General features: G+C 46.9%; 17 protein-coding genes, 1 tRNA gene and 1 pseudogene. 12 read left to right on the forward strand and 7 right to left on the reverse strand.

Going from position 1 to position 23,387, the window contains the following annotated elements; translation table 11 throughout:
- Positions 1-44: 44 nt before the first annotated feature.
- Complete coding sequence (locus HYQ67_RS03375; RefSeq protein ID WP_202301475.1) at positions 45-3,560, reverse strand: AAA domain-containing protein; 3,516 nt, start codon at positions 3,558-3,560, stop codon at positions 45-47.
- A gap of 781 nt (positions 3,561-4,341) precedes the next feature.
- Here HYQ67_RS03375 and HYQ67_RS03380 point away from each other — a divergent pair.
- On the forward strand, positions 4,342-4,731 hold the full coding sequence (locus HYQ67_RS03380; RefSeq protein WP_202301477.1) for a type II restriction endonuclease: 390 nt from the start codon (positions 4,342-4,344) through the stop codon (positions 4,729-4,731).
- A 78-nt stretch (positions 4,732-4,809) separates the two neighbouring features.
- Here HYQ67_RS03380 and HYQ67_RS03385 read toward each other — a convergent pair whose 3' ends face one another.
- Positions 4,810-6,246: a DNA cytosine methyltransferase gene (locus HYQ67_RS03385; RefSeq protein ID WP_202301479.1), complete on the reverse strand. Its 1,437-nt coding sequence runs from the start codon at positions 6,244-6,246 to the stop codon at positions 4,810-4,812.
- 99 nt (positions 6,247-6,345) lie between these two features.
- On the reverse strand, positions 6,346-6,480 hold the full coding sequence (locus HYQ67_RS03390) for an AlpA family phage regulatory protein (protein WP_431355426.1): 135 nt from the start codon (positions 6,478-6,480) through the stop codon (positions 6,346-6,348).
- A gap of 258 nt (positions 6,481-6,738) precedes the next feature.
- Here HYQ67_RS03390 and HYQ67_RS03395 point away from each other — a divergent pair, with 258 nt between their 5' ends.
- Complete coding sequence (locus HYQ67_RS03395) at positions 6,739-7,617, forward strand: DUF2971 domain-containing protein (RefSeq protein WP_202301481.1); 879 nt, start codon at positions 6,739-6,741, stop codon at positions 7,615-7,617.
- Positions 7,618-8,156: 539 nt separating this feature from the next.
- Here the strand turns inward: HYQ67_RS03395 and HYQ67_RS03400 are convergent.
- Positions 8,157-8,675, reverse strand: coding sequence for a hypothetical protein (locus HYQ67_RS03400; RefSeq protein ID WP_202301482.1), 519 nt, complete (start codon positions 8,673-8,675; stop codon positions 8,157-8,159).
- Between the two features lie 285 nt (positions 8,676-8,960).
- Between HYQ67_RS03400 and HYQ67_RS03405 the strand changes: the two genes are divergently transcribed.
- Genes HYQ67_RS03405 through HYQ67_RS03415 form a run of 3 tightly spaced genes read left to right on the forward strand, consistent with a single transcriptional unit; the run spans position 8,961 to position 12,360 of the window.
- Complete coding sequence (locus HYQ67_RS03405; protein ID WP_202301483.1) at positions 8,961-9,863, forward strand: hypothetical protein; 903 nt, start codon at positions 8,961-8,963, stop codon at positions 9,861-9,863.
- Between the two features lie 2 nt (positions 9,864-9,865).
- Positions 9,866-10,330, forward strand: a complete 465-nt coding sequence (locus HYQ67_RS03410) for a hypothetical protein (protein ID WP_202301484.1) — start codon at positions 9,866-9,868, stop codon at positions 10,328-10,330.
- Positions 10,327-12,360: a hypothetical protein gene (locus HYQ67_RS03415; RefSeq protein ID WP_202301485.1), complete on the forward strand. Its 2,034-nt coding sequence runs from the start codon at positions 10,327-10,329 to the stop codon at positions 12,358-12,360. The genes HYQ67_RS03410 and HYQ67_RS03415 overlap by 4 nt, the downstream gene beginning before the upstream one ends.
- Before the next feature lie 103 nt (positions 12,361-12,463).
- On the opposite strand, the gene HYQ67_RS24175 is transcribed toward HYQ67_RS03415, so the two are convergent.
- Both HYQ67_RS24175 and HYQ67_RS03425 read right to left on the reverse strand, forming a co-directional pair.
- Positions 12,464-12,733 (reverse strand): integrase arm-type DNA-binding domain-containing protein, encoded by a 270-nt coding sequence (locus tag HYQ67_RS24175; protein WP_202301524.1) that lies wholly within the window; start codon positions 12,731-12,733, stop codon positions 12,464-12,466.
- A gap of 155 nt (positions 12,734-12,888) precedes the next feature.
- Positions 12,889-12,973 (reverse strand) — tRNA-Leu (locus HYQ67_RS03425).
- Positions 12,974-13,245: 272 nt separating this feature from the next.
- On the opposite strand from HYQ67_RS03425, the pseudogene HYQ67_RS03430 reads away from it, so the two are divergent.
- From HYQ67_RS03430 to ahr, 3 genes and pseudogenes are all read left to right on the forward strand, one after another.
- Positions 13,246-14,268: pseudogene (locus tag HYQ67_RS03430) on the forward strand (HNH endonuclease family protein).
- Positions 14,268-14,855, forward strand: coding sequence for a class I SAM-dependent methyltransferase (locus HYQ67_RS03435; RefSeq protein ID WP_202301486.1), 588 nt, complete (start codon positions 14,268-14,270; stop codon positions 14,853-14,855). Before HYQ67_RS03430 ends, HYQ67_RS03435 begins: the two are co-directional and overlap by 1 nt.
- Positions 14,856-15,069: 214 nt before the next feature.
- A complete protein-coding gene (gene ahr, locus HYQ67_RS03440) occupies positions 15,070-16,089 on the forward strand; it encodes an NADPH-dependent aldehyde reductase Ahr (protein WP_202301487.1) in 1,020 nt (339 codons plus the stop codon).
- A 228-nt stretch (positions 16,090-16,317) separates the two neighbouring features.
- On the opposite strand, the gene HYQ67_RS03445 is transcribed toward ahr, so the two are convergent.
- Complete coding sequence (locus tag HYQ67_RS03445) at positions 16,318-17,952, reverse strand: dihydroxyacetone kinase subunit DhaK (protein WP_202301488.1); 1,635 nt, start codon at positions 17,950-17,952, stop codon at positions 16,318-16,320.
- Positions 17,953-18,086: 134 nt separating this feature from the next.
- Here HYQ67_RS03445 and HYQ67_RS03450 point away from each other — a divergent pair, with 134 nt between their 5' ends.
- The 4 genes from HYQ67_RS03450 to HYQ67_RS03465 all read left to right on the forward strand — a co-directional run bounded on the left by HYQ67_RS03450 (position 18,087) and on the right by HYQ67_RS03465 (position 23,315).
- Positions 18,087-19,589, forward strand: coding sequence for a helicase HerA-like C-terminal domain-containing protein (locus HYQ67_RS03450; protein ID WP_202301490.1), 1,503 nt, complete (start codon positions 18,087-18,089; stop codon positions 19,587-19,589).
- A gap of 201 nt (positions 19,590-19,790) precedes the next feature.
- A complete protein-coding gene (locus HYQ67_RS03455) occupies positions 19,791-21,809 on the forward strand; it encodes an NADPH-dependent 2,4-dienoyl-CoA reductase (protein ID WP_202301492.1) in 2,019 nt (672 codons plus the stop codon).
- Positions 21,810-22,157: 348 nt separating this feature from the next.
- Entirely contained in the window at positions 22,158-22,808 is a 651-nt protein-coding gene (locus HYQ67_RS03460) for a hypothetical protein (protein WP_202301494.1), read from the forward strand.
- 63 nt (positions 22,809-22,871) lie between these two features.
- Positions 22,872-23,315 carry a hypothetical protein gene (locus HYQ67_RS03465; protein WP_202301496.1) on the forward strand — a complete coding sequence of 148 codons (444 nt, stop codon included), beginning with the start codon at positions 22,872-22,874 and terminating at the stop codon, positions 23,313-23,315.
- The last annotated feature ends 72 nt before the right edge of the window (positions 23,316-23,387 follow it).

A 23,387-nucleotide genomic window follows, 5' to 3' on the forward strand; every position in this document is an offset into this window, starting at 1 on the left:
GAACGAAAACGGTGACGTAATATTTGAATCATGTAATTTCAATTTTATATTTTACGCTGCTCCAGGCTGGAATAAATCGTTCTAATTTCAGCTTTTATGCTTTCGCCACGGTATACCATTGATGTATCGTATCGTTGATATTTCTCATCGCGCGTAGCGCTAAACCAGTTAAAGGAACCGACGCAGAGCACCCCCTCGTCACCAATCACAATCTTACTGTGAACACGGTTGACCAGCTTCGTCGTGATGCCCATTTCATTCAACCTTTCCACTGCTTCATTTAGGCGCTGATGTTTCTCTTTGCGCTTTTCAAAATCTGCATGCTCTGTATTAAACGTTTTATCCGTTACTACAGTGATATCAATACCACGGGCTCGCGCCTGTAACATCGACGCCAGAAAACCTGTCTGTTCCAGTTTTTGCCAGGTGAGCCACGGAGAAACGATAGTAATACTCTGATTAATGGCATCAAAAGTCTGGTTCAGAAACGCATCATGTTGCTCCACCCCGTGCAGTGTTGAAATCTGTGTTTGCGAGGTACTTAAATCCTGGCGCTCCTGAAACTCAAACTGCAATGCATTATCAGTGGAAGCAAACAGATATTTCGCCAGCAATCCCCGAGGTGACGATCCGGGTTGGATCTCAAACAGGTCCATATCGCCAAAGACCAGGAAGCTATCTTTCGCACGTGAAACGGCAACGTTCAGCATGCTGCTGTCGCTGTCTATAAATCCGCCATCTTCATGTTTCGAATACACAGGGGAGAACAGCACAATTGCCCGTTCCGCTCCCTGTAATGAGTGGACTGTGCCTACGGTCAGCGAGCTTTCATCACTATTACAATTAATATCCAGCTTACGTAATGACGATTTAATCGTACTGACTTGTGCCGAAAATGGGGTAACAACCCCCACTACTTTATGTAGAGGTTCGCCATAATGACGCTCGATTTCCTCTTTGTGCGCCGCAAGCCACGCAGCTATCGTCTCAGCTTCAAAGGCGTTATAACGGCTTCCTCCATTGGCCTGCATACCTTTACCATCTATATGTAGATAGCCCATTGTAGGGAATATGGACTCTTTTACTTCACCTCGTTTGGGCTGCAACTTACCGTGATAACAGAGGGTATTACAGTAGCCAATGATGTTATCGAAGCAACGACGGTGTTCGTACAGATACATCCCCCTCGCAAAGTCCGGATCATATTGATAGCGTGAATTAAACTGAGCGACCTTCATGACACTGCCAGATGCAGCACTCTTTCCTGAGTCACACACCAGGGCATAAGATTCGGTAAGTTCTTCTTGAGTACCACCTGGAAGTATGTTTTCCTCAACCATGTTGCCGATATCAATACCGGGCAAGCTATTCCAGATAGGCGCAATCTGTTCTGTGTCACCAATAACCAGGGCTTTCTTCGCCAGTGTGAAAGAGGCTGCCGCAACCTCAGGCAACACCTGCCCCGCTTCATCGACGATCAGTAAATCGGCGAAATTATATAAATAGCCATCATCAAACTTCTTGCCGCCAACATGTTCCCTGATGAGCATATGGTGAGGAAGCATAAAGCAGGTCATCACGACGCAAGGGGTGAGCTTCATTCTACGCAACCAGCGGGCTTTAATTGCCTTCGCCCCTCTGAGACCTTTTTCTTTTTGAAGATTATCAATAGCAGCCATATCCATCAGCCACCGACCTTCCCAGTAATGTGTCGCCAGCAAAAATGCTGGGAAACGGAGCTGTGTATCGGCAAGCTCATCGGCTTCGCGTAGACTCAACTCTGTTTCGCCCGGATTTCCCAGTGAGTGAGTAATATCGTGCCAGCGTATAGCTGCTTCGCTTTCACGTCGGGAAGTGTCCTCAGCAAGATCAATTTGCTGTTGATACCCGGCCTGTTCTTTATGAGCTTGTTCAATCAATCCATCGATAAAGGCATCAATTCCATCAGGCAGAGGGCCCTGGAATGCTGTCATTCTTTCGCCAAACGTAGCCTCCAAAAACAGTTTCATTTGATAGTGACGCTTAATACGAATGGCGGGAAACCAGGAGAAGAGAGCTAATATGATCGACTCACCTGCTCGATATTGCTCCCACTGTTTTTTGCTATGCGTTAATAGCGAGATTTCATTTGTGCTATTAAGCAGTAGCGTTCTCTTTTCCTGAATATACTGTTCGAGATCTTCGCCGATGGCGCGCCGCTCCTGACGGATTGCTATCAGGTCGGCCCACGCAGGTTCGATTTGTTCAAGCTCTGCAGAGAGTTCAACTAAACGCTGATGCAAGAGATCCACAACGTGTTCAGGTGAATGACATTCCTTCGTCGGAAAAGCTGCCCTTGCCTTTTCAAGGAAGAAGAATTGGGCATCTTCTACATATTCAAGGGATTCGGCACGATCAAAAAAGACTTCCGTCTGGTATTTTTTTACTGCATCCGCCTTACGGCTTGAAGATGGGAAATAAGCGCCAAAGCTTTTTATATCAGGTAGCCAACGCCCAGCCATCGGACCATTGCCGATAGAAAAATCTTTACCGAAGGCCTCTATAATGTTGGTAACGGCCTGATTGTTGGTTGATGTCGCAATCACAACTGGCGGTTCAGTTTTGTTTAAAGCCGCTCTTGCCCACTCCGTAGCAATGATGGAGAGTACCAAGGTAGTTTTTCCTGTTCCCGGAGGACCGTTGACGGCAAGAATATCGCCCGGCTGTTGGGTGAGATAATGGCTAAGGGCATCGCGCTGCGCCACTGCCAGCGGAAATTTATCACCGGAATGCCCCAAACGCTCACTGAACATGGCATTACTGGCAAGGAGCGGCTCAACAGGAGACTTCTCTTTCGCGGCAAAGCGGGCCAGTAATGGCACCTCTTTTTTGCACGACAGCAGATGATCGTACATAGGCAGGATATGAATGCTGGCAACGCCAGGTTGGTTGGCTTTAATAACATAGCCATATCCAGCCGGTTCATATTGCTCTGGCGCATCGAGCCATTTTCCAGCCACACTTTTTAAAAGTTCATTTGTCTCTTTAAGGTACTTTTGCCACGACTGCTTATACCGAGCCTGTCGCTCCGCCCGCTGTTCGTCTGTTTCCCCGCGCTGTGTATCCTCATCACCAGGACCAAAAGTGACTAAATCATGTGTGGTTTTATACTTATCATATTCCGCCATCTGACCAATAGAATAGGTACCTTTTGGGAGAGGTTCGAGCAGGTCACGGGGAATGGTGGCAGGAGATATAGGGAATAAAAAGCCTTCGCGGTTCAACAGTGCGGAAGTCACCAGAGGCGTAACTATACCCGGTGCGCCTGCCGTACGTTCCTTGCCATGCTTTAACAGGCGGATCCATACTTGTGGCCGTAGTAGCACCTTAACAGTTTTAACCTGCTCGTCTTCGCCCTCGAAGAACGATTGCACGATCTCCTCACCCAGCCTTCCCTGATCGACATCCATCCATAGCGTGAATGAATCTTCATCTTTGCGCTCAAATGCCCCTTTTCCAGACTCGGCATCAGCTAAGGTATTACGCCAGTATGAAGTGAATCCTTGAGTGTTGTTGTCCATTCCCTATCCCGTAACTTAAATGAAATTATTTATTTCGTTGATATTGACATAGTTCATGGTTAAACATTGTGCACTAAGCGAGTAAGAGCGCAATGATTTGTTTGTACAGAAGGAATGATTATATGGTCCTATAGGGCAGAGCACATTGGTACCGTAATAGCGTTGAAGATGATTTGGTCGAGGTAGTATTGGACCAGTTTAAAGGGCAGTAGAATTTTAAGAATTACTGGTGCATAGAATTAAAAAAAGTGGAACTATAAAAATGCAAATCATGTTACCCAAAAATACCTTATATGACAGAGAGCAAAATGTCTTTTTTGGAAAGACTTGGGGTAGCAATTGACTCTAGAGACAATCCTACTAGTAACTAATAAAATAATTAATCTCTAAATACAGGCCATTCAATCAAAGCAAGGGCTAACTCAGAGAAGCTCCGCTTCCTTGAGTTGCCTTGCTTTTTCTGTTCTACTATTGAAAAAGAACATCAATTATTGATGTCTCAGACTATTTATTTTATTTATAAGTTGGATTAAAAACAAAGCAATTGTTGATCCAAATCATAATTCACCGCGTCTAGCACCCGCCGACCACACCAGAAATAAAAGTCAATATTATCATCAAGTTAAATAACATATTGAAAAATAGATCATTGCTGACTTGACTGAACTCTCCAGTTGTTTAGTATATAATAGCTTTCTTATTATTTTACTCACAGCTTTTAAAGGATGTTTATATATCCTAATTTTCGCCAAGTTATTTTTTTATTAATAAGAGGTTGATAATGGCTACATCCCCGATTTACCTTAAGCAATCCTGTATTAAAACTTTAACCGCAGTTGAAGCCAATAGAGATGCCTCAAATCAACACGAGTTTAACGGTGTTACTCAGCTAAAACAGATCTTTGGTAACACCAGAGTTACTAAAGATGTAGTATTTTCTATTAGAGGAATGGATGTATTATGTGAGGATGCGATTACTTGGTATGATGCCAGAGAGAATTCACCTGATAGAAGCGAGTTTCGCCTTTATTTCCGAGACAACTATGTCATGGAACGAGCGGAGGAAGGTGACAATATAATTGTCGGCATTGATAAAAATGATAAAGTTCATATTATTTTAATCAAACAAAGCAACTCCGACTTTGAGGGTAATATACCTAACTGGCGTTAATTCTTATTTAATATAAATTAAAAAAATACAAATGAAGCTAAATAAGACACACCCCAGCAAGTATGGCTGGGGTGATATTTATTCTTGTATGGCGTTACGTTTTTTTAAAGATACAGCTTTATGAATATAGGGTTCAAGCAATTTTGCAACCGCTTCAAATACAGGAACAATCACTGAATTTCCAAACTGCTTGTAAGACTGCATATCTGAAACCGGAATGTTGAAGGGCTTGCCATCAGGTTTCTCAAATCCCATTAGGCGGGCACACTCATGCGGAGTTAACCTTCTTGGCCGATTTGACATGTTTTCCGCATTATAGAAATCTATCTCACCTAATTCATGATCCCATCCACGGTCGATCAAGATCTCAGAACCATCTTTATAATATCTCGCAGATAATGTACGAGTGACTGTATCAACGTTATTAGGTTTCACCATGCCGAAGCCAAAACCATTACCTTTCGCCGCATGCTTTTTAGCATATTTATAAAGATAATCCCACAGTCTAGGAGAAAGGATGTATTTACTATCAACATCGTTATCGTGATCAAGAAGTTCTTTAAAAGAAGGCCTTTTTGACGGGAAGAAATTACTTATATTTCGTAATGTAAATCCTTTATCTATTTTTAAATCACGGCGAAATCCGACTAATACAATTCGTTCTCTATGTTGAGGAAGGAAATTTTTACCATCAATAATCTTAGGATCTGAAGAACCAGAAATCGCAGAATCAGCAACTTCATACCCAAGCTCGTCAAGGGTATTCATGATTACTCGGAAAGTTTTCCCTTTATCATGACTCTTAAGATTTTTTACATTTTCAAGAACAAAAATTGATGGTTTTTTTGACTTTATAATTCGTGCAACATCAAAAAATAGAGTTCCCTGGGCATCACATTCAAATCCGTGAGCTCTTCCTAATGAGTTCTTTTTACTCACACCCGCAAGACTGAAAGGCTGACAAGGGAAACCAGCCAAAAGCACATCATGATTAGGGATTTTTTCATTTATATATTCATAAGCTTCACTTTCTGAAATGTCATCCCTATTACTCAATGTAATTTCACGAATATCGGAGTTAAACTGATGTGATTTTTCATCGTTAAACCAGTTAGCTTTATATGTGCGCACAGCTTCTTTATTCCACTCGCTTGTAAATACGCACTGCCCTCCAATAGCCTCAAAACCTTTACGAATCCCCCCAATTCCTGCAAAGAGATCAATGAACCGGAAAGCATAATTAGGATGGTTTTCTGGCGGTTCCGGAAGCATCTTTGTGAGTAAAAAAACTTCACCCGCCGTTAATAGCTTCGCTTCACATTTGTCATTAATCCAGCGATTAAGTGTTTCTCTACTCCAATCATTATCACCAACTTTCCTAAGTGATTCAGCAACATGCTTTTGACTATAAACCTCCAGAATTTTTTCAACCAGTTGCCGATCTCTGTTTTTCTTGTTTTTGGTTTCACCCGCCGATTTCTGAAAGAGATCATGCGCAATTACTGATTCAGACATAACGCCTCCTATGGGTCATAATAGTGATATTATATCACTCATTTAACCCAGATAATACAAAGTATTGCATAAACTTTGGGACAGGTGTTAGAACACTAGTTATCTTCTCTTACGAGGGTTGCTATTAGTTAGCAGAATCCATTCTTCAATCTCGCGTTCCACAAAGGCAACAGCACATGCGCTGATTTTGACAAGAGTAGGAAACAGCCCTAGCTGATAAGATGGTAAATCCAATATTTGCCATACCCAGTGTGTTCAATGACAACAGGTAAGCGAATTAAACGAGTAGGCTATGTATTCATTTTGTTCTCCTGTTTTTCGCCAACATCAACAATACGAGCTAGTAATCAAAGAGATTACAAAGTCCAGTGTGTTACCTATACCTTCTTGCCAATACTTAATAAAATATGATAGGTTGGAGTAAAACTGGGAAAGAATAATTTATATTAAACATCCTTATCCATCTTAATCACACATGGAATGAAGAAAGATATGTTATTCAAATATTGCCCCATCAGTGAATACTCAATTAAATCTCTAGTGGAAAATACAATATATCTTAACCATCTTGATATGATGAATGACAGTGCTGAGGGTTTTTGTAATGTAATAAGTGGCTTCCCTGATTACAATCAAAAAACTGAAAGATATGATTTGATATTAAAAACATGGTATGGAGAATCCGGTTGGTTACCTTCTGAATATGAATATAACGAATATATCGGTTCAATGAGAGAGATAGAACCCAGTGTTCCCGAATTGCTGGACTCTGCACGGATATCCTGTTTCACAAATACGGCATTAAATCCTACTATGTGGGCGCATTATGCACGCGGCAGGACAGGGATATGTATAGAATTTGATGAGGATAAAATCAAAGAATTAGAAGATGCTTACGTCTTTAATGTTAAATATATGGATCGTCCTTCTACTGTTGATACAGCAGTGCTAACATTAATAGCTGATCAGGTCGAATATAATAATGATGCACTTTTCAAAGGTTATACAGATGGATACGAACCTCTATATGAACAAGCATTTGAGGAGGGGAGGAGTGTACTATGGGAGATTTATAATGGAATGCTAGCAACTAAGTCTCAAGAATGGTCTTATGAACAAGAAAAACGGCTAATATATCTTTTATCATTCCCTAAAGATGAGCAATTAGCGAAAAATGATAAATCTGGCATAAACATATCTCTACCTGAAGGATGCATTAAAAGTGTTATTTTAGGTGAAAGAACAACTGAACATGATAAAAGTCTTATAGTTTCTGCAATAAAAAAACATGAGGGGGGCATTAAACTGAAGAGAGCTGTAATAACAAAAGGGAATTATCTGTTATCTGTTCGTGATGAAGATTTTAACTGACATTATAATAATCGAACAGATATCAGCCTCCAGTTTGGTATTGTGGTTGAATGAACAGAGGAGTAGTTTCTTTGCATAAGCATCTCTAAGAAATGATACTGGAGTTACAGGATAAAAATATTTTGAGATGCTTTTCCCTGCACAAATAATGAAAAGGATAATTTGCGTATTATCCTGTTGATACCTTATAAATACTAACAACTTATTATAGTAGTATTTTTTTGAATCTTAACGACTATAAGATACTTAACCAAAAGATAACTCTGATTTGAACTAAACAAGGCTAACTCAACTAAGCTCAGATTCTCTAAGTAGCCTTGCTTTTATGCTCCACGATTGAAAGGAAATCATTTGTATACAAATTTATCTATGGAAATATAGTCACCTGCCATCATATATACCCAACCTGTATGCCGCATGAAGATCATGAAAATAATCACATAGATATATGAGGTTTTTATTTAAATCTGGAAATACATCTACATCAATTTCAAATGAGTCAACTATGTTGTCCTCGTCATTAACTAATAGCAAAGCCTTCACATACTTCCATTTTTCTTGTTCATCGAGTTTATAAGATCTTCCGTACTTTTTTGCCTTACAGATGACTTTCTCACATCCTGTATATGATCTCCCGTTTTAGGATAACGAAAAGAAGTCCTCTTAGAATCAATGGTGTTTATCTTATTGATCTTATCTAAAATATCCTTTTCAATTATACCTATTCCTAAGTGAAAAAAACAAGATATTAACTTATTGTCCTGACCGATTAAATATATAGTTAATAATCTGATGTCATGAGTACTTTCTAATTCGCAATCCTTTCCTAACACTTTAACCTTTGCTTTTTCAACTGTACCACCACTACTGAATGGGATTTTAAAATTTCGGTGCAAAACACAAATTAAAGATTTTAGGTAAATATTGGTATCAAAATCAATCAAACCGAAGATTCCACCAGTTATACCATCATTTTTTGGTATATATGGATAGATGTGAGGGGACGTCAAGAGATATAGAACAGGGTGAAAACAGCGTAACTGCTGGATTTCAGGCACAAAAAAAGCCGCTCGTGAGCGACTGAATTTGCATATCGTTGATGCGAAGGCCGGACTAGTGAAAAACCAATAACTAACTAATTTATATGAAAAAATATAACATACTTAAGAGATTTGACCACCAAAATGACCCCGTGAGAATTTTTTGTCCTAGAGACATAAAATGTCATGCCCTTTCAACAACCTTGATTTTCTTCTAACTTAATGATAATGAATACATTTTAGAGAGTTACTTTTGAACATAGCATCTTTTATTTTCTCCATTAAACACATAGCGGCGTATATATGGACATTTCAAGAAATAAAGTATGGGAGAGCAAAGAATGGGAGCACCATGTCAACGATTTACTTCGAATCAAATTCGGTGACTCAAATTATATACCAATTCCAGATGGGCATAACGGAGATGCAGGCATCGAGGGCTACTGTACGGAAGGTAGCGCTTTTCAATCGTATTGTCCAGATGAAGCCTGCCCCGTAAAAGAACTGTATGAAAAACAGCGTGACAAAATGACGACCGACATTGCGAAATTCATCAAAGATAAAGACAATTATTTAACACAAATTTTGCAAAACACTAAAATAAAAAGATGGATATTAGTAGTGCCTCGTCATATATCAAAACACTTAGTCATACATGCATCAAATAAAGAAACAGAAGTGGTAAAAGCCAACATCCCTTATGTTGATAATGAAGCGTTCAAAATATTAATATGGGATCGTGAGACATTAAAGCGAGAAGAAAGTGAACTAATTAGTAAAGGACTGAGAGTATTGAAGGTAGATATGCCTGATATAGATGAGTCCCAACTTGACGAAATAAAAGATAGTGAAAGTGAATTTGTTAAAAACATCTCACGGAAGTTAAAAAAGTTAAAAGGTGATGAAGAGCAGGTGGCGATTGCGACAAATCATCTACTTCAAAATATTGTGATGTATAAAAATATTATGAGTGATTTGAAAGATAACTACCCGTCATTACATGAAGAAATAACAAACGGAGTATTAGACCGTGAAAGTGATTTAAAACTTGATTGCTTGGACTCAGATATTTTACCTCCCGCCAAACAAGTTAAATTGTTAAACACACAGCTTGCAGAACTTAGCAAATTACACAAAGATAATTTAAAATGTATCTCAACAGGTGTAGTTGGCGACTGGTTAATGCGCTGTAATTTGGACTTTTAAAAATGGATATCTTAAACGAAACTCCCGAAAAGATGACATTTATCTCTTCAGGGTCTCCTGTAGAACCTGAATTAAGGCCGGTTTGGAGAATATCTCTTATAATTATAATCCTCAAAAAACTTTGCCGAGGATCATCCGCAAGCCTAAAGAAAATACAAGTTCTTTATTCTATATTATCCTCTAGTGACAAAAGAGATGCTTATTCAAAGCATGGTATAAACGCTGAGTTAAACATACGTTTCGACCCGTTATTAGATAGAGCAATATCGATTGGCCTTGGAGAAGGGCTACTTGAGCTGGATGAAGCAAAAAGCATTCGGCTAACTCGAAAAGGCAATCAATTTTCAGAAAAAATTTATGCTAATAAAAACATTTTTGAATTAGAAAAAGAGTTTATTGAGTCATATACTAAATCTGAGTTTACTGACAAAAACATTGATAAACTTCTATATAAGGGAATTATATGAGCAAGTTAAAAATTAATAGATTAGTCATTCGCACAAAAACAACTGATGGCATATTTGGTGCTGACCTGACGTTTACATCTGGTTTAAACATAATCAGTGCAGAAAACTCCTTTGGAAAATCTACTTGTATTCAGTCGATTATCTATGCTTTGGGTCTGGAAGGTACATTAGGTCCTTCCCGTAATAATCCTTTAAAATCAGCTCTCACGACAAAATTACGTGATGAAAATGAAAATGAAATTCCCGTAATTCTTACTAAAATTTATCTGGAAATAAGTAATTCTGCTGGCAGAACAATCACAATCCTCAGAAAAAGCGATGATGATGCCTCGCGGATTGTCTCGGTGTTTGAAGGTGCGCTTGAAACAATAAATGTTGAAAAACATACAGATTATTTTCTAAAAGACCCTGGTTCTGCACAGCGCGAAAGAGGTTTCCATTATTTCCTTAATAACTTCCTAAGTATCACACAACCAGAAGTAATTAAATATGACGGCACAAAAACCAAACTATATCTCGAATCGATCTTTTGTGTTAATTATGTTGAGCAAACCCGTGGGTGGGGTGGAATCCTTAATGTCACCCCAACCTATCTTGGTATAAAGGATTTATCACAAAACATTATTGAATATACTCTTGATTTAGATATTCGAGAAATTAGACGAAAGCGTGAAGTGCATCTTGAAACCAAAAAGAACCTTGAAATAAAGTGGCAAAATACACTTTCTGATTTGGAAACGCGTTCTAAATCCTATGGATTCTTTGTGTCAACGAGAATACCGGAAAAGCTAGGAACAAAAACCCAAGTTTATGATGATAGTGATCTATATACGTTTGATGGTAAAGAGAATGAAGTCTCTTTACCACAAAAAATAAAATCCTTACAATTGCAATTATCCTCATTGGTTGATAATTATAAAAATAACAATGACAATACTGATATAGATGAAAGGATCGAGCAGTTAAATAAGTTACTAATAAGCCATGAGAACACTGTAGCTAGTTTAATAACCGATTTAGATATCAATCAACAATATATCGAATCTATAACAAAAAGCATCAACAATACAAAAGAAAGCCTTCGCAAATATAGAGATATTGAAAAATTACAAGAGTTAGGCTCTATTGAAAAATTCAAATTCATAGAGAATATTTGCCCAACATGTGATCAGCCAATTAACAACAATCTGCTACCTAGTACCGTAGAGAACCAGACGTTATCAATTGAAGACAATATCAAATATCTTGAAAAAACACAGTCTGTTTTTGATAGTTTGTTAAAAGGCGAGCGCGTTAAAATAGAGCGTAAAGAAAAAACAGTAAGCATCGCTAATAATAAATTGAGGGAACTACGCTCCGAAATAAAAGCATTACAAAGAAGCCTTTTATCCCCAATGGATTCTAATATTCGAGAAATCATAAGAAAGGAAGTTGAACTTGAAAAAGACATTGATAATCTTCTTACCCTTTCCGATGTAGAAAAAAATAAGAAAACTGTATTAAATGCAATAGTTGTTGATTGGCAATTTACGGATTCTCTATTACACAAGTTACCTTATGATGGTTTCAGTCAGAAAGATAGAACTAAACTAAATTTATTAAGAGATTCATTCAAATCCAATCTTTCAGATTTTGGGTATAGAAGTACTCCCATTGATCTTTTTGAGTTATCGACAAACACATATAAACCATCATTAGATGGTGTTGATATCGGTTCTGAGGCATCTGCAAGTGATAATATAAGAGTTATATGGTCATATCTTTATTCATTGCTCATGCTTGATACCTGCGACGAGAATATTTCGACAAATCATTTAGGTCTGCTTATTCTTGATGAACCTCGCCAACAAGAAACAAAAGACATCAGTTTCCAGATGTTTATAAAAAAATCATCCGAAACATTTAATAAAGACAAACAAGTTATTATCGGAACAAGTGAAAAATATGAAGATTTAACTCGAATGTTGAAAAATTTAAAAGTTAATCTGATGCACTTCGACGAGAGTATTATAAGGCGAATAAAAAAATAAAACGCCCTGCGCGCAATGCTATCCCCGCCACGCCTGCCCGCTTCATGGGTAGGTTTTAATGCAGGTGCAACAACGCCCCGGAGTCGCGCCAGCTCTGGGGTATCTATGTGTGAAAAATCGTGTCAACGGCCTCCATCGACCGGAACGTCGCCGAGCAAAGGACGTTTACGCACTGGTAGTAACGATGCTTGACGCTCTCGGACAGATAAGCCCCCAAAGCAACCCGGCTTTCTTTACCTTCAAAGCGGTACTTCAGATACCAGCGCTTTGAACCAGTTGGTTTAACTAAGAGATATAAGCCGTGGGAGTCTGTGAGTTTGTATTCTTTTTCGCGGGGCTTTGCTGTGCGGGTTGCTACGTCTGTGATAGCTATAAATTGGGGGTCAATCCTTTATCGAACCGAGCTGATCACCACTCTGACTCCCATTAGTACTAGATGTCAACGGATGCCCTCGGACGAATTGGGACCAAAAAAAAAGCCTTTCGGCTTTAATTTTAATAAATTACGGACATTCTCAGACTACATTTTGGTGCCGAAGGCCGGAATCGAACCGGCACGCCTTGCGGCGGTTGATTTTGAATCAACTGCGTCTACCGATTTCGCCACTTCGGCACGAAGAGGTATGCGGAAAACGTTGTGGATTATACCTGTCGCTGGCTACCTTGCAAGCGCCGCTCTTCCCTTCCCTCGCTGAGTGCTGAAAAAAACAGCGGCGGTTCAATCCTTTGTCTGGCCCTGCACATCTGCCCCTCGCCGTTCAGCATCACAAATTCACTAAATCTATCGTTGTTCGGTTTACATCACCTTTCATTTGTTATGTGATCCCGTTACGGGTTTCAGTAACCCACTCCCCCTCTGCTTTGCCGGACAACCAGGACAGGTGTATGCGTTTTTATCAGGCCGACCCCACGCTTGAAAGCTACTGGCGCGGTGTCATCCTTTTTGGAAGCAACTTCGCAACTTACAAATTCGCTCTCGCGCATGCGCTTTACGATGTGGAACGGCACAGCACGCTTGTCCTGCTCGAAGATCTGGCCGTGCCGTTCAGCAGGCATATCTGCGAACACCTCAAGTAGGCACCGAAGCAGATCCTCAACGAGAAGAATCCCGGCAAGTTTTTAAGCGCCTGCATGCAGTTCAACAACGGCGAGATCTCGCCAGAGGAGCTTCGGCAGATGACCGTGCGCTACGGCTTCTCTGTGGTGCTGGATAAGTTTCACAACGTGAAAGGCGGCGCTATTGAGAAGCGCTTTTACCTGAAGCAGGGCGGCGCGCAGAAGGGCATTTTGCTGACGGACGAGTTTTATCAGCTGGCTGAATCCGCGCAGTTTCAGAATCTGGTGCAGGAAACCGATGCGCGCTGGCGCCTGGTAGAGAAGGCCTGGGAGATGGCGCTGCCGCCTAAGCTGCTGGATGTGCACTACGACGCACAGCAGGAAGTGCTGTTCACGAAGCTCAGGAACGACAGGATTACCCTCACCAGCTGCCGCAACAGCCTTAACGGCTATCAGAAGGGCTACTGTTTTTACTGTAGCGCGCCTGTCAGCCTGCATTCCGGAGATGCCCAGTTGGCGGAGGTGGACCACTTTATCCCGCTGATGACGCAGAAAGCGCTGCCGGGCATTAACCTTAACGGCGTCTGGAACCTGGTACTGGCCTGTCGGGAGTGCAATCGCGGCCCGAACGGCAAGCACGCGCAAATCCCTAATCTGGAACTGCTTGAACGGCTGCATACCCGTAACGAATACTTCATTAACAGCAGGCTGCCGCTGCATGAAGCGATTGAAAACCAGACGGGCAGAAACGAGGCCCTGCGCAAAGGCTTTCTGAACGCCCGCTGGAACGAAGCGAAAATCGGCACCAGCCAGCCCTGGAAGCCAGCCGCTAACGGAAACATTATTCTCTGATGACCATTAACTACTACCAGACCCACGCTCAGACCTTTTTCGACGGCACGGTGAATGTCGATATGGCATCCCTGTATGACTCCTTCACGCGCTACCTGCCGCCGGGCAGCCGGGTGCTGGATGCGGGCTGTGGTTCCGGGCGCGATGCGAAGGCATTTCATGAAATGGGTTATCAGGCGGATGCTTTTGACGCGTCTTCCGGGATGGTTGCGCTGGCGCGCCAGCATACGGGTCTGCCCGTTGAGCTGATGTCGTTCGGGGAGGTAAGCGCCTGCAATATTTACGACGGCATCTGGTGCTGTGCTTCCCTGCTGCACGTTCCTGCCGCCGGGCTGCCCGCCGTGATGCAGAAGCTGGCGGATGCGCTTAAGCCAGGCGGCGTGTGGTATGTGTCATTCAAATACGGGGATAGCGAGCGCGAAAAAGACGGGCGGCGGTTCACCGATATGAATGAGGCAGGCCTGGGCGAGGTGTTGAACGGCATTCCGGAGATACAGGTTGTCGAACTTTGGACCACCCAGGACAAGCGCCCGGACAGGGATGAAGTGTGGCTGAACGCCATTTTGCAGAAGCCTGGCCTTACCTGATCCCGGTGGAAGACGCTTACGCTTTTCCACCCTACAACTGCTGAACTGATTTCGGAGGATAACGCTTACGCTTTTCCACCCTACAAAGGCGTCGTGGTGTTATCCCCACTGCCCCCAACAAATTCCGAATCCTCCAGACAGCACATTACGTGATCACCCTCCGCGCTCCCCATGTTCTACACTTCCAGACTGAACCTTCGCTTAAGGAAACCACATGTCCATTATCAAAAGTTACGCGGCAGCCCAGGCCGGTGCCGAACTGGAGCTTCACGAGTTCGACGCGGGTGAGCTGCTGCCAGAGGACGTTGAAGTCAAGGTGGAGTACTGCGGTGTCTGCCATTCCGACCTGTCGATGATCGATAACGAATGGGGCTTCTCCCAGTATCCGCTGGTGCCGGGCCACGAGGTGATTGGCCGCGTGCATGCGCTGGGCAGCGCCGCTCAGGACAAAGGTCTGAAGGTCGGGCAGCGCGTGGGCATTGGCTGGACGGCGCGCAGCTGCGGGCACTGCGATGCCTGTATCAGCGGAAACCAGATTAACTGCCAGGAAGGCAGCGTGCCGACAATCATGAATCGCGGTGGCTTCGCCGATAAAATCCGCGCCAACTGGCAGTGGGCCATTCCGCTGCCGGAATCCATTGATATCGAGTCCGCCGGTCCGCTGCTGTGCGGCGGCATTACCGTATTCAAACCGCTGCTGATGCACCACGTGACGGCCACCAGCCGCGTGGGCGTGATCGGTATCGGCGGCCTGGGGCACATCGCCATCAAGCTGCTGCACGCCATGGGCTGCGAGGTGACGGCGTTCAGCTCTAACCCGTCCAAGAAAGAAGAAGTGCTGAAGATGGGCGCGGATAAAGTGGTGAACAGCCGCGATCCGGAAGCGTTAAACGCGCTGGCGGGCCAGTTCGACCTGATCATCAACACCGTTAACGTCGATTTAGACTGGATGCCGTACTTCCAGGCGCTGGCCTACGGCGGCAACTTCCACAGCGTTGGCGCGGTGATGAAGCCGTTCCAGGTGCCTGCCTTTACGCTGATCTCCGGCGACCGCAGCGTCTCCGGCTCGGCAACCGGCTCCCCGCACGAGCTGCGCTCGCTGATGAAGCTGGCGGGCCGCGCGAAGGTGCAGCCGCAGATTGAGCTGTTCCCGATGTCGAAAATCAAAGAGGCGATTCAGCACGTGCGTGACGGCAAGGCCCGTTACCGCGTGGTGTTAAAAGCGGATTTTTGATGTGATGAGGCCCCGTGAAGGGGCCTCAGACTGATGACAAACCTAAACCTCAAGGAATTCGAAAAGATCTCACCGAATAAATAACAAGGAAAATCAATTCATTGATTTTCGGCTGCTAACCACAAAGAACGAAAAACCACGCTTTTTCCTTCTTTGTCAGCAATCTAAGGCCCCGTAAGGGGCCTTTTGTATTGAGCTATTCGCCGGATGGCGCTGCGCTTATCCGGCCTACAAGTTTTTGAAAACTTCAGCCACGGCTACTGCGCCAGGATCTTTCACTCCGTCCAGGCTGTCGCTGTTTACGTACGACGAGCGGCCCGCGTTCGCTTTCTGCATCTTCGCGGTGTCGTCCGCGCCTTTTGCTGCGGCCTTGGCGGCGGCCTTCAGGTCTTTACTCTGCAACGCTTCCAGCGCGGGCTGCAGCGCGTCGATTAACGTTCTGTCGCCCAGGTCCGCCCCGCCGTAGCGCTTCATCTGCTCCAGCCCGAACAGCAGGGACTCCGGCAGCGGTTTTTTCTCGCTCACCTTCTGCCCGGCGGCGGTGAAGAAGATGGACATCAGCACGCCGCTCGAGCCGCCCATCACCGTTGCCAGCCGTTCACCCACCAGCTCCAGCAGCGCCGCCGTGTCGTTCAGCGGCAGCTTGCCCTTGTCGTTGAGCTGCGCGATATCGCGCGCCCCTTCCGCAAACGTCGAACCCGTGTCGCCGTCGCCCACCTTCGCATCCAGCGCGTTCAGATGGCTCTCCTGGTCGATGAGCGTTTTGGTTACGCTCGCCACCAGCGCCTTAACGGCTTCATTTTCAGAGGCTTTAGGCTGCCCGCTTTTGCTGAGCACCTTATGCTTTTGCAGCGGCATGCCCTGGAGTTTAACCAGCGGCTGCCAGCCCGCCGTCTCCACGTCCGCCTGCAATGCTTTGATAAATTTGTCGTTCAGCACGATGGCCGAAAGAGAGAAGCCTTTCATGTCCAGCGCGCTCACCAGCGGCGCGGGGCCAATCAGGTACTCCAGCTGATCTTTCAGCGCCGAGTGCGCCAGCTCTTTGGTCAGCAGCGCCATCTCCAGCGACGACACGCCGCCCAGGTTGTTGACCAGCACCGCCAGCTTCGCCTCTTTGCCCGTTTTTTTACGCAGCGGCTTCACCAGCGCGGTGATAATCTCTTTGCTGTTCTGCGTGTCGACCGTGCTGGCCCCCGGCTCCCCGTGGATGCCCAGCCCCAGCTCAACGTGGCCGCCTTTAATACGCCCTTCTTCCTCGTCGCTGCCCGGCAGGTTGCAGGTCTGCATGGCCACGCCGATGCTGGCGATGCTGTCGCAGGCTTCCTGCGCAATGGCTTTGACGTCGCTGAGGGACCTGCCCTTTTCTGCGGCGTAGCCCGCAATTTTATGCACCAGCGCCGTTCCGGCGATGCCGCGCGGCTGCTTGTTATCCGGCAGCGAGATATCGTCGCCGACAATCACCATCTCGACCTTCAGGCCGTGCTTTTTCGCCTTCTCCGCCGCGAGGCCGAAGTTCAGGCGGTCGCCGGTGTAGTTTTTGACGATCAGCAGGCAGCCCCGGTCGCCGGTTACCGCCACAATCGCATTCAGCACCGCGTCCACGCTCGGCGAGGCGAACAGGTCGCCGCATACCGCAGCGGTCAGCATCCCTTTGCCTACAAAGCCCACGTGCGCCGGTTCATGTCCGGAGCCGCCGCCGGAAATAATCGCCACTTTGCTTTTGTCCCAGTCGTTGCGGACGACCACGCGGATGGCCGGGTCGATATCCAGGCGCGTCAGATTGCGGAATCGGGAACTGATGATAACGCCTTCAATGGCGTCGTTGACCAGCTGTTTGCGGTCATTAAAGAAGAATCTGGACATAGGTTCCTTAGAATCTGAAAAACGTATGCAAAGCATAGTTCTTCCTTCGAGGGCTGCCGCAAACATGGGAATATGCTGATGACGTAATTTATCTGCTTGCTATGCTTATGGAAAATACCTGAGGGAAACGACAAATGACCGCGCCACTGCTGATTGCCCGCACCACAGAAACTGAACTTAACCTGCTGCCGAATATGGCCAACCGCCATGGGCTTATCACCGGCGCAACCGGCACGGGTAAGACCGTTACGCTGCAAAAGCTGGCAGAATCCTTCTCTGAAATCGGCGTGCCGGTATTCATGGCGGACGTAAAAGGCGATCTGACCGGCGTTGCCGAAGAGGGCGCGGAGTCAGAAAAGCTGCTCGCCAGGCTCAATAAAATTGGTGCTACAGGCTGGTCGCCGCACGGCAACCCGGTGGTGCTGTGGGACATCTTCGGCGAGAAAGGCCACCCCGTGCGTGCAACGGTGTCGGACCTCGGGCCGCTGTTGCTTTCCCGCCTGCTTAATCTGAACGACGTGCAGTCCGGCGTACTGCAAATCATCTTCCGCATCGCGGACGACCAGGGCCTGCTGCTGCTGGACTTCAAAGATCTGCGCGCCGCCACGCAGTACATCGGCGACAACGCGAAATCCTTCCAGAACCAGTACGGCAACATCAGCAGCGCCTCCGTGGGGGCCATCCAGCGCGGGCTGCTCCAGCTTGAACAGCAGGGGGCGGAATACTTCTTCGGCGAGCCGATGCTGGATATTAAAGACTGGATGCGCACCGATGCCAGCGGCAAAGGCATCATTAATATCCTTTCGGCGGAGAAGCTTTACCAGATGCCGAAGCTCTATGCCGCAAGCCTGCTGTGGATGCTTTCGGAGGTTTACGAACAGCTGCCGGAAGCGGGCGACCAGGACAAACCTAAGCTGGTGTTCTTCTTTGATGAGGCCCACCTGCTGTTTAACGATGCCCCACAGGTGCTGCTGGACAAAATCGAGCAGGTTATCCGCCTGATCCGCTCCAAAGGCGTGGGCGTTTACTTCGTTTCCCAGAACCCATCGGATATCCCGGATACGGTGCTCGGCCAGCTGGGCAACCGCGTGCAGCATGCCCTGCGCGCCTTTACGCCAAAAGATCAGAAGGCCGTTAAAACCGCCGCGCAGACCATGCGGGCAAACCCGGCGTTCGACACTGAAAAAGCAATTCAGGAGCTGGGCACCGGCGAAGCGCTGGTCTCCTTCCTCGATGAAAAAGGCAGCCCGACGATGGTTGAGCGCGCCATGGTTATTGCGCCCTGTTCGCGCATGGGGCCGGTGACGGACGACGAGCGTAACGGCCTGCTGAACCATTCGCCGCTGTACGGGAAGTACGACGAGACGGTGGACAGGGAGTCGGCCTACGAGCGTCTGCAAAAAGGCGTTCAGGCGGCGGGCGAAAAGCAGGACGCCCCTCCGGCGAAAGGCGCAGCGGTTGCGGTGGACGACGGCATTCTCGGCGGGCTGAAAGACATTCTGTTCGGCACCACCGGTCCGCGCGGCGGCAAGAAAGACGGCGTGGTGCAGACCATGGCGAAGAGCGCCGCCCGTCAGGTCACCAACCAGATTATCCGCGGCGTGCTCGGCAGCATTATGGGCGGCCGGAAGCGTTAATTTTTTCCAGGGCGGATAGGCCGGTGCCATCCGCCTTTAATGGTAAACACCCCGGCGGATGACGCAGGCTTATCCGCCCTACAGGTCTGTTCTTTGAATCCCGTCACAATCGCCGGATCGCTTTTTTCCATTCCCGGCACGTCAGGCTAAATTACTAACTCATCCGACCACATAATAATAACGACATCCCAGGAAGAGAATATGAGCTATCCGTCGCTGTTCGCCCCGCTAGATCTCGGCTTTACCACCCTGAAAAACCGCGTGCTGATGGGTTCCATGCACACCGGCCTTGAAGAGCATCCGGACGGTGCCGAACGGCTGGCGGCGTTTTACGCCGAGCGCGCCCGGCACGGCGTGGCGCTGATTGTCACCGGCGGCGTTGCCCCCTCGCCTTCCGGCGTTGGCGTAGAGAGCGGTGCAGTGCTGAACGATGCCGGCCAGCTTGCCCATCACAAAGTGGTGACGGACGCGGTTCACCGTGAAGGCGGCAAAATCGCCCTGCAAATCCTGCATACCGGGCGCTACAGCTACCAGCCAAATCCGGTCGCGCCGTCTGCTATTCAGGCGCCGATCAACCGCTTTAAGCCCCACGCGCTCAGCCACGACGAGATCCTGACGCTTATCGAAGAGTTCTCCCGGTGTGCCAGCCTCGCTAAAGAGGCCGGGTACGACGGAGTGGAAATCATGGGCTCCGAAGGCTATCTGATTAACCAGTTTCTGGCCGCCCGCACCAACCAGCGGGATGACGAATGGGGCGGCGACTATTCACGCCGCATGCGCTTTGCCGTGGAAGTTGTGCGGGCGGTGCGCGAAAAGGTCGGCGCTGACTTCATCATTATTTATCGCCTTTCAATGCTCGACCTGGTGGAAGGGGGCGGCACGTTCGATGAAGCAGTCCTGCTGGCGAAGGCCGTTGAGCAAGCCGGGGCGACGCTGATTAACACCGGCATCGGCTGGCACGAAGCGCGCATTCCAACCATCGCCACGCCTGTTCCTCGCGGTGCGTTCAGCTGGGTGACGCGCAAGCTTAAGGGCATGGTGTCGATCCCACTCGTCACCACAAACCGTATTAACGATCCGCAGACCGCCGAAGCGATCCTAGCGGCTGGCGACGCGGATATGGTGTCGATGGCGCGTCCGTTCCTGGCGGATGCCGAGCTGGTGTCGAAGGCGCAGCAGGGCCGCGAAGACGAGATTAATACCTGCATCGGCTGCAACCAGGCGTGCCTGGATCAGATCTTCGTCGGCAAGGTGACCTCCTGCCTGGTCAACCCCCGCGCCTGCCATGAAACCAAAATGCCAATTGTGCCTGCGCAGAAACGTAAAAACCTGGCGGTGGTCGGCGCTGGCCCCGCAGGGCTGGCGTTTGCGGTTAACGCGGCGGCTCGCGGGCATCAGGTCACGCTGTTTGACGCGGCGGCAGAAATCGGCGGCCAGTTTAATATCGCCAAACAGATCCCCGGCAAAGAAGAGTTTTACGAAACGCTGCGTTATTACCGCCGCATGCTGGCCCTGACCGAAGTAGACGTTCGCCTGAACCAGTACGTCACCGCCCCCATGCTGGCAGCGTTCGATGAGGTGATTCTGGCCTGCGGCATCGTCCCGCGCATGCCGCCAATCGACGGGATTAACCATGAAAAAGTCCTGAGCTATGTCGACGTACTGCGGGAAAAGGCCCCGGTCGGCAAGCGTGTTGCCATTATCGGCGCGGGCGGCATTGGCTTTGACGCAGCGATGTACCTCAGCCAGCAGGGTGAATCCACCAGCCAGAATATCGCCGAGTTCTGCGTGGAATGGGGGATTGATACCAGCCTGCAGCACGCGGGCGGCCTGCGCCCGGAGGGTGTGCATCTGGCTAAAAGCCCGCGCCAGATAGTCATGCTGCAACGCAAAACCAGCAAGCCGGGCGAAGGCCTGGGCAAAACCACGGGCTGGATACACCGCACCACCCTGCTGGCGCGCGGCGTGAAAATGCTGGCGGGCGTGAGCTACGAACGCATCGACGACGTCGGGCTGCATATTATCGTGGGCGGCGAGCCCCAGCTGCTGGAAGTGGATAACGTGGTTATCTGCGCCGGGCAGGATCCGCGTCGTGAACTGACCGAGCCGCTGCGCGAGCTGGGTATAACATTGCACCTGATTGGCGGTGCGGACGTGGCTATGGAGCTGGACGCCCGGCGCGCCATTGCCCAGGGCACCAGACTGGCGCTGGAAATATAGTTAAAGACTCCAGAAATATCGCTTCCCGGCTGTCCAGGCCGGGGCGAGCAGAGAGAACCCTTTAAAAAATAGCAACACCCGCCACTAAAATTTATATAAATAGAACATAAACCTATATTTAGACAAATCCGCATTATAAATACCTCCCTCCTCGCATTTGATCCTATATTAGCTTTTCGGAATATCGCGAGTTAAGTAGCAACATTTTCAGCAAGTCACGTAGTCATAAACGTTGTGGTCATTGGCGGCCATTACCGGCCAAAGGGAAGCAGTAGAAGCAATATGCCATTGCAAAACACTATTGCCAGCAGCCAGAAGTTTGAAAGCACAAACGGTTAAGGAGCAACAATGAACGGATATGGACTGGTCATGCAACACGGCCCGCTGGTAGTGACGCATAATCACTATTTAAAAGCTGGGATCGAATCCTTTCTTAACGAGAAGGCAAGGAAGCGTTGTTTGGCCGCAAGCCACAACGCGATATTTATTGATGTCGAAAGCCTCAAGTTTGTCTCCGACCCTGGCGTTATCCTGAAATATGCTGTTGACCATCACTGTCCGGTTATTTTTATCTGCTCCAGCGGTGAGATGTCTATGGTCTTTCGGGGAAAATTTCCTCATCTTGACGCCAGGGATACGCTTCTTGACTGGTGCGAACAGCTCGCCTCGTTACTTTCCGCAGATAAACCACTTTATTACCTGAAGGTGTTTAACGACTTTTTATTGCTGCAAAAGCTGGGGCCAGTCCGCCTGATTATTCTGTCATTGATGAACCAGGGGTTCTCTTTTGATGCGATTGCCCAGGAGCTTTGCCTGCCGCAAAAAAGCCTGTATCGCTATATTAATGGTCTGGTTTCCTATTTTGATGTTAAAAACGCCAGCTTTTTATTCTCATTGTTAAGGGATAAGTTTCCCTCTCACTATTTTTCTTCTCGTTTCAGACCGCAGCCAGAAAATACATTACCTCTTATCACCGGGAAGCCAGAGCTACTTGCTTGATTCTTAACACAGCCATTTTGCACAACGCCAGGAACGCTATTTTTTGCTAAGGAGCAACACACGATGATGTTACGTACTTCCACCCTTTTATTACTGGGATCCGTTTTCCTTCTCTCTGCCTGCTCAGCGCCGTCTAAAAAGGCGCCGAGTGCGGCCTCAGCGACCACCGGGTACCAGAGCACCAACACGCCAACCGATAAATACATTGCGAAGCGTGTCACGACGCTTGCGGGTTTTACGCTGGCTTCGAGCAATAACGTTTGCGTTGACCATTTTAATTTTCTTAAAGAAGCGCAATCCAACAACTATCCGAAGTATACCAAAGACTATGGTGATATCGGTAAAGGATATCGTTTCCTGAATATTAATAAAAACATCATGGATAAAGACGCGAAAGATGTTTATACCATGATGCTTGAAATGAAACTGGATACCCTCTGCACCAAAGTACAGTATTCCGGATACGCGGTTGTCAAAGATAAAATAAAAGAACTCTCTTCTATTTAAATTCACTGCCTTTTTTATATTGCAGAACCCCGCTGCCGCGGCGGGGATTTTCCTACACCCTTAATAAATCAC

Source organism: Dryocola clanedunensis subsp. sulfonylureivorans (genome assembly GCF_016756775.1).
Taxonomy (GTDB): Bacteria; Pseudomonadota; Gammaproteobacteria; order Enterobacterales; family Enterobacteriaceae; genus Dryocola; species Dryocola clanedunensis.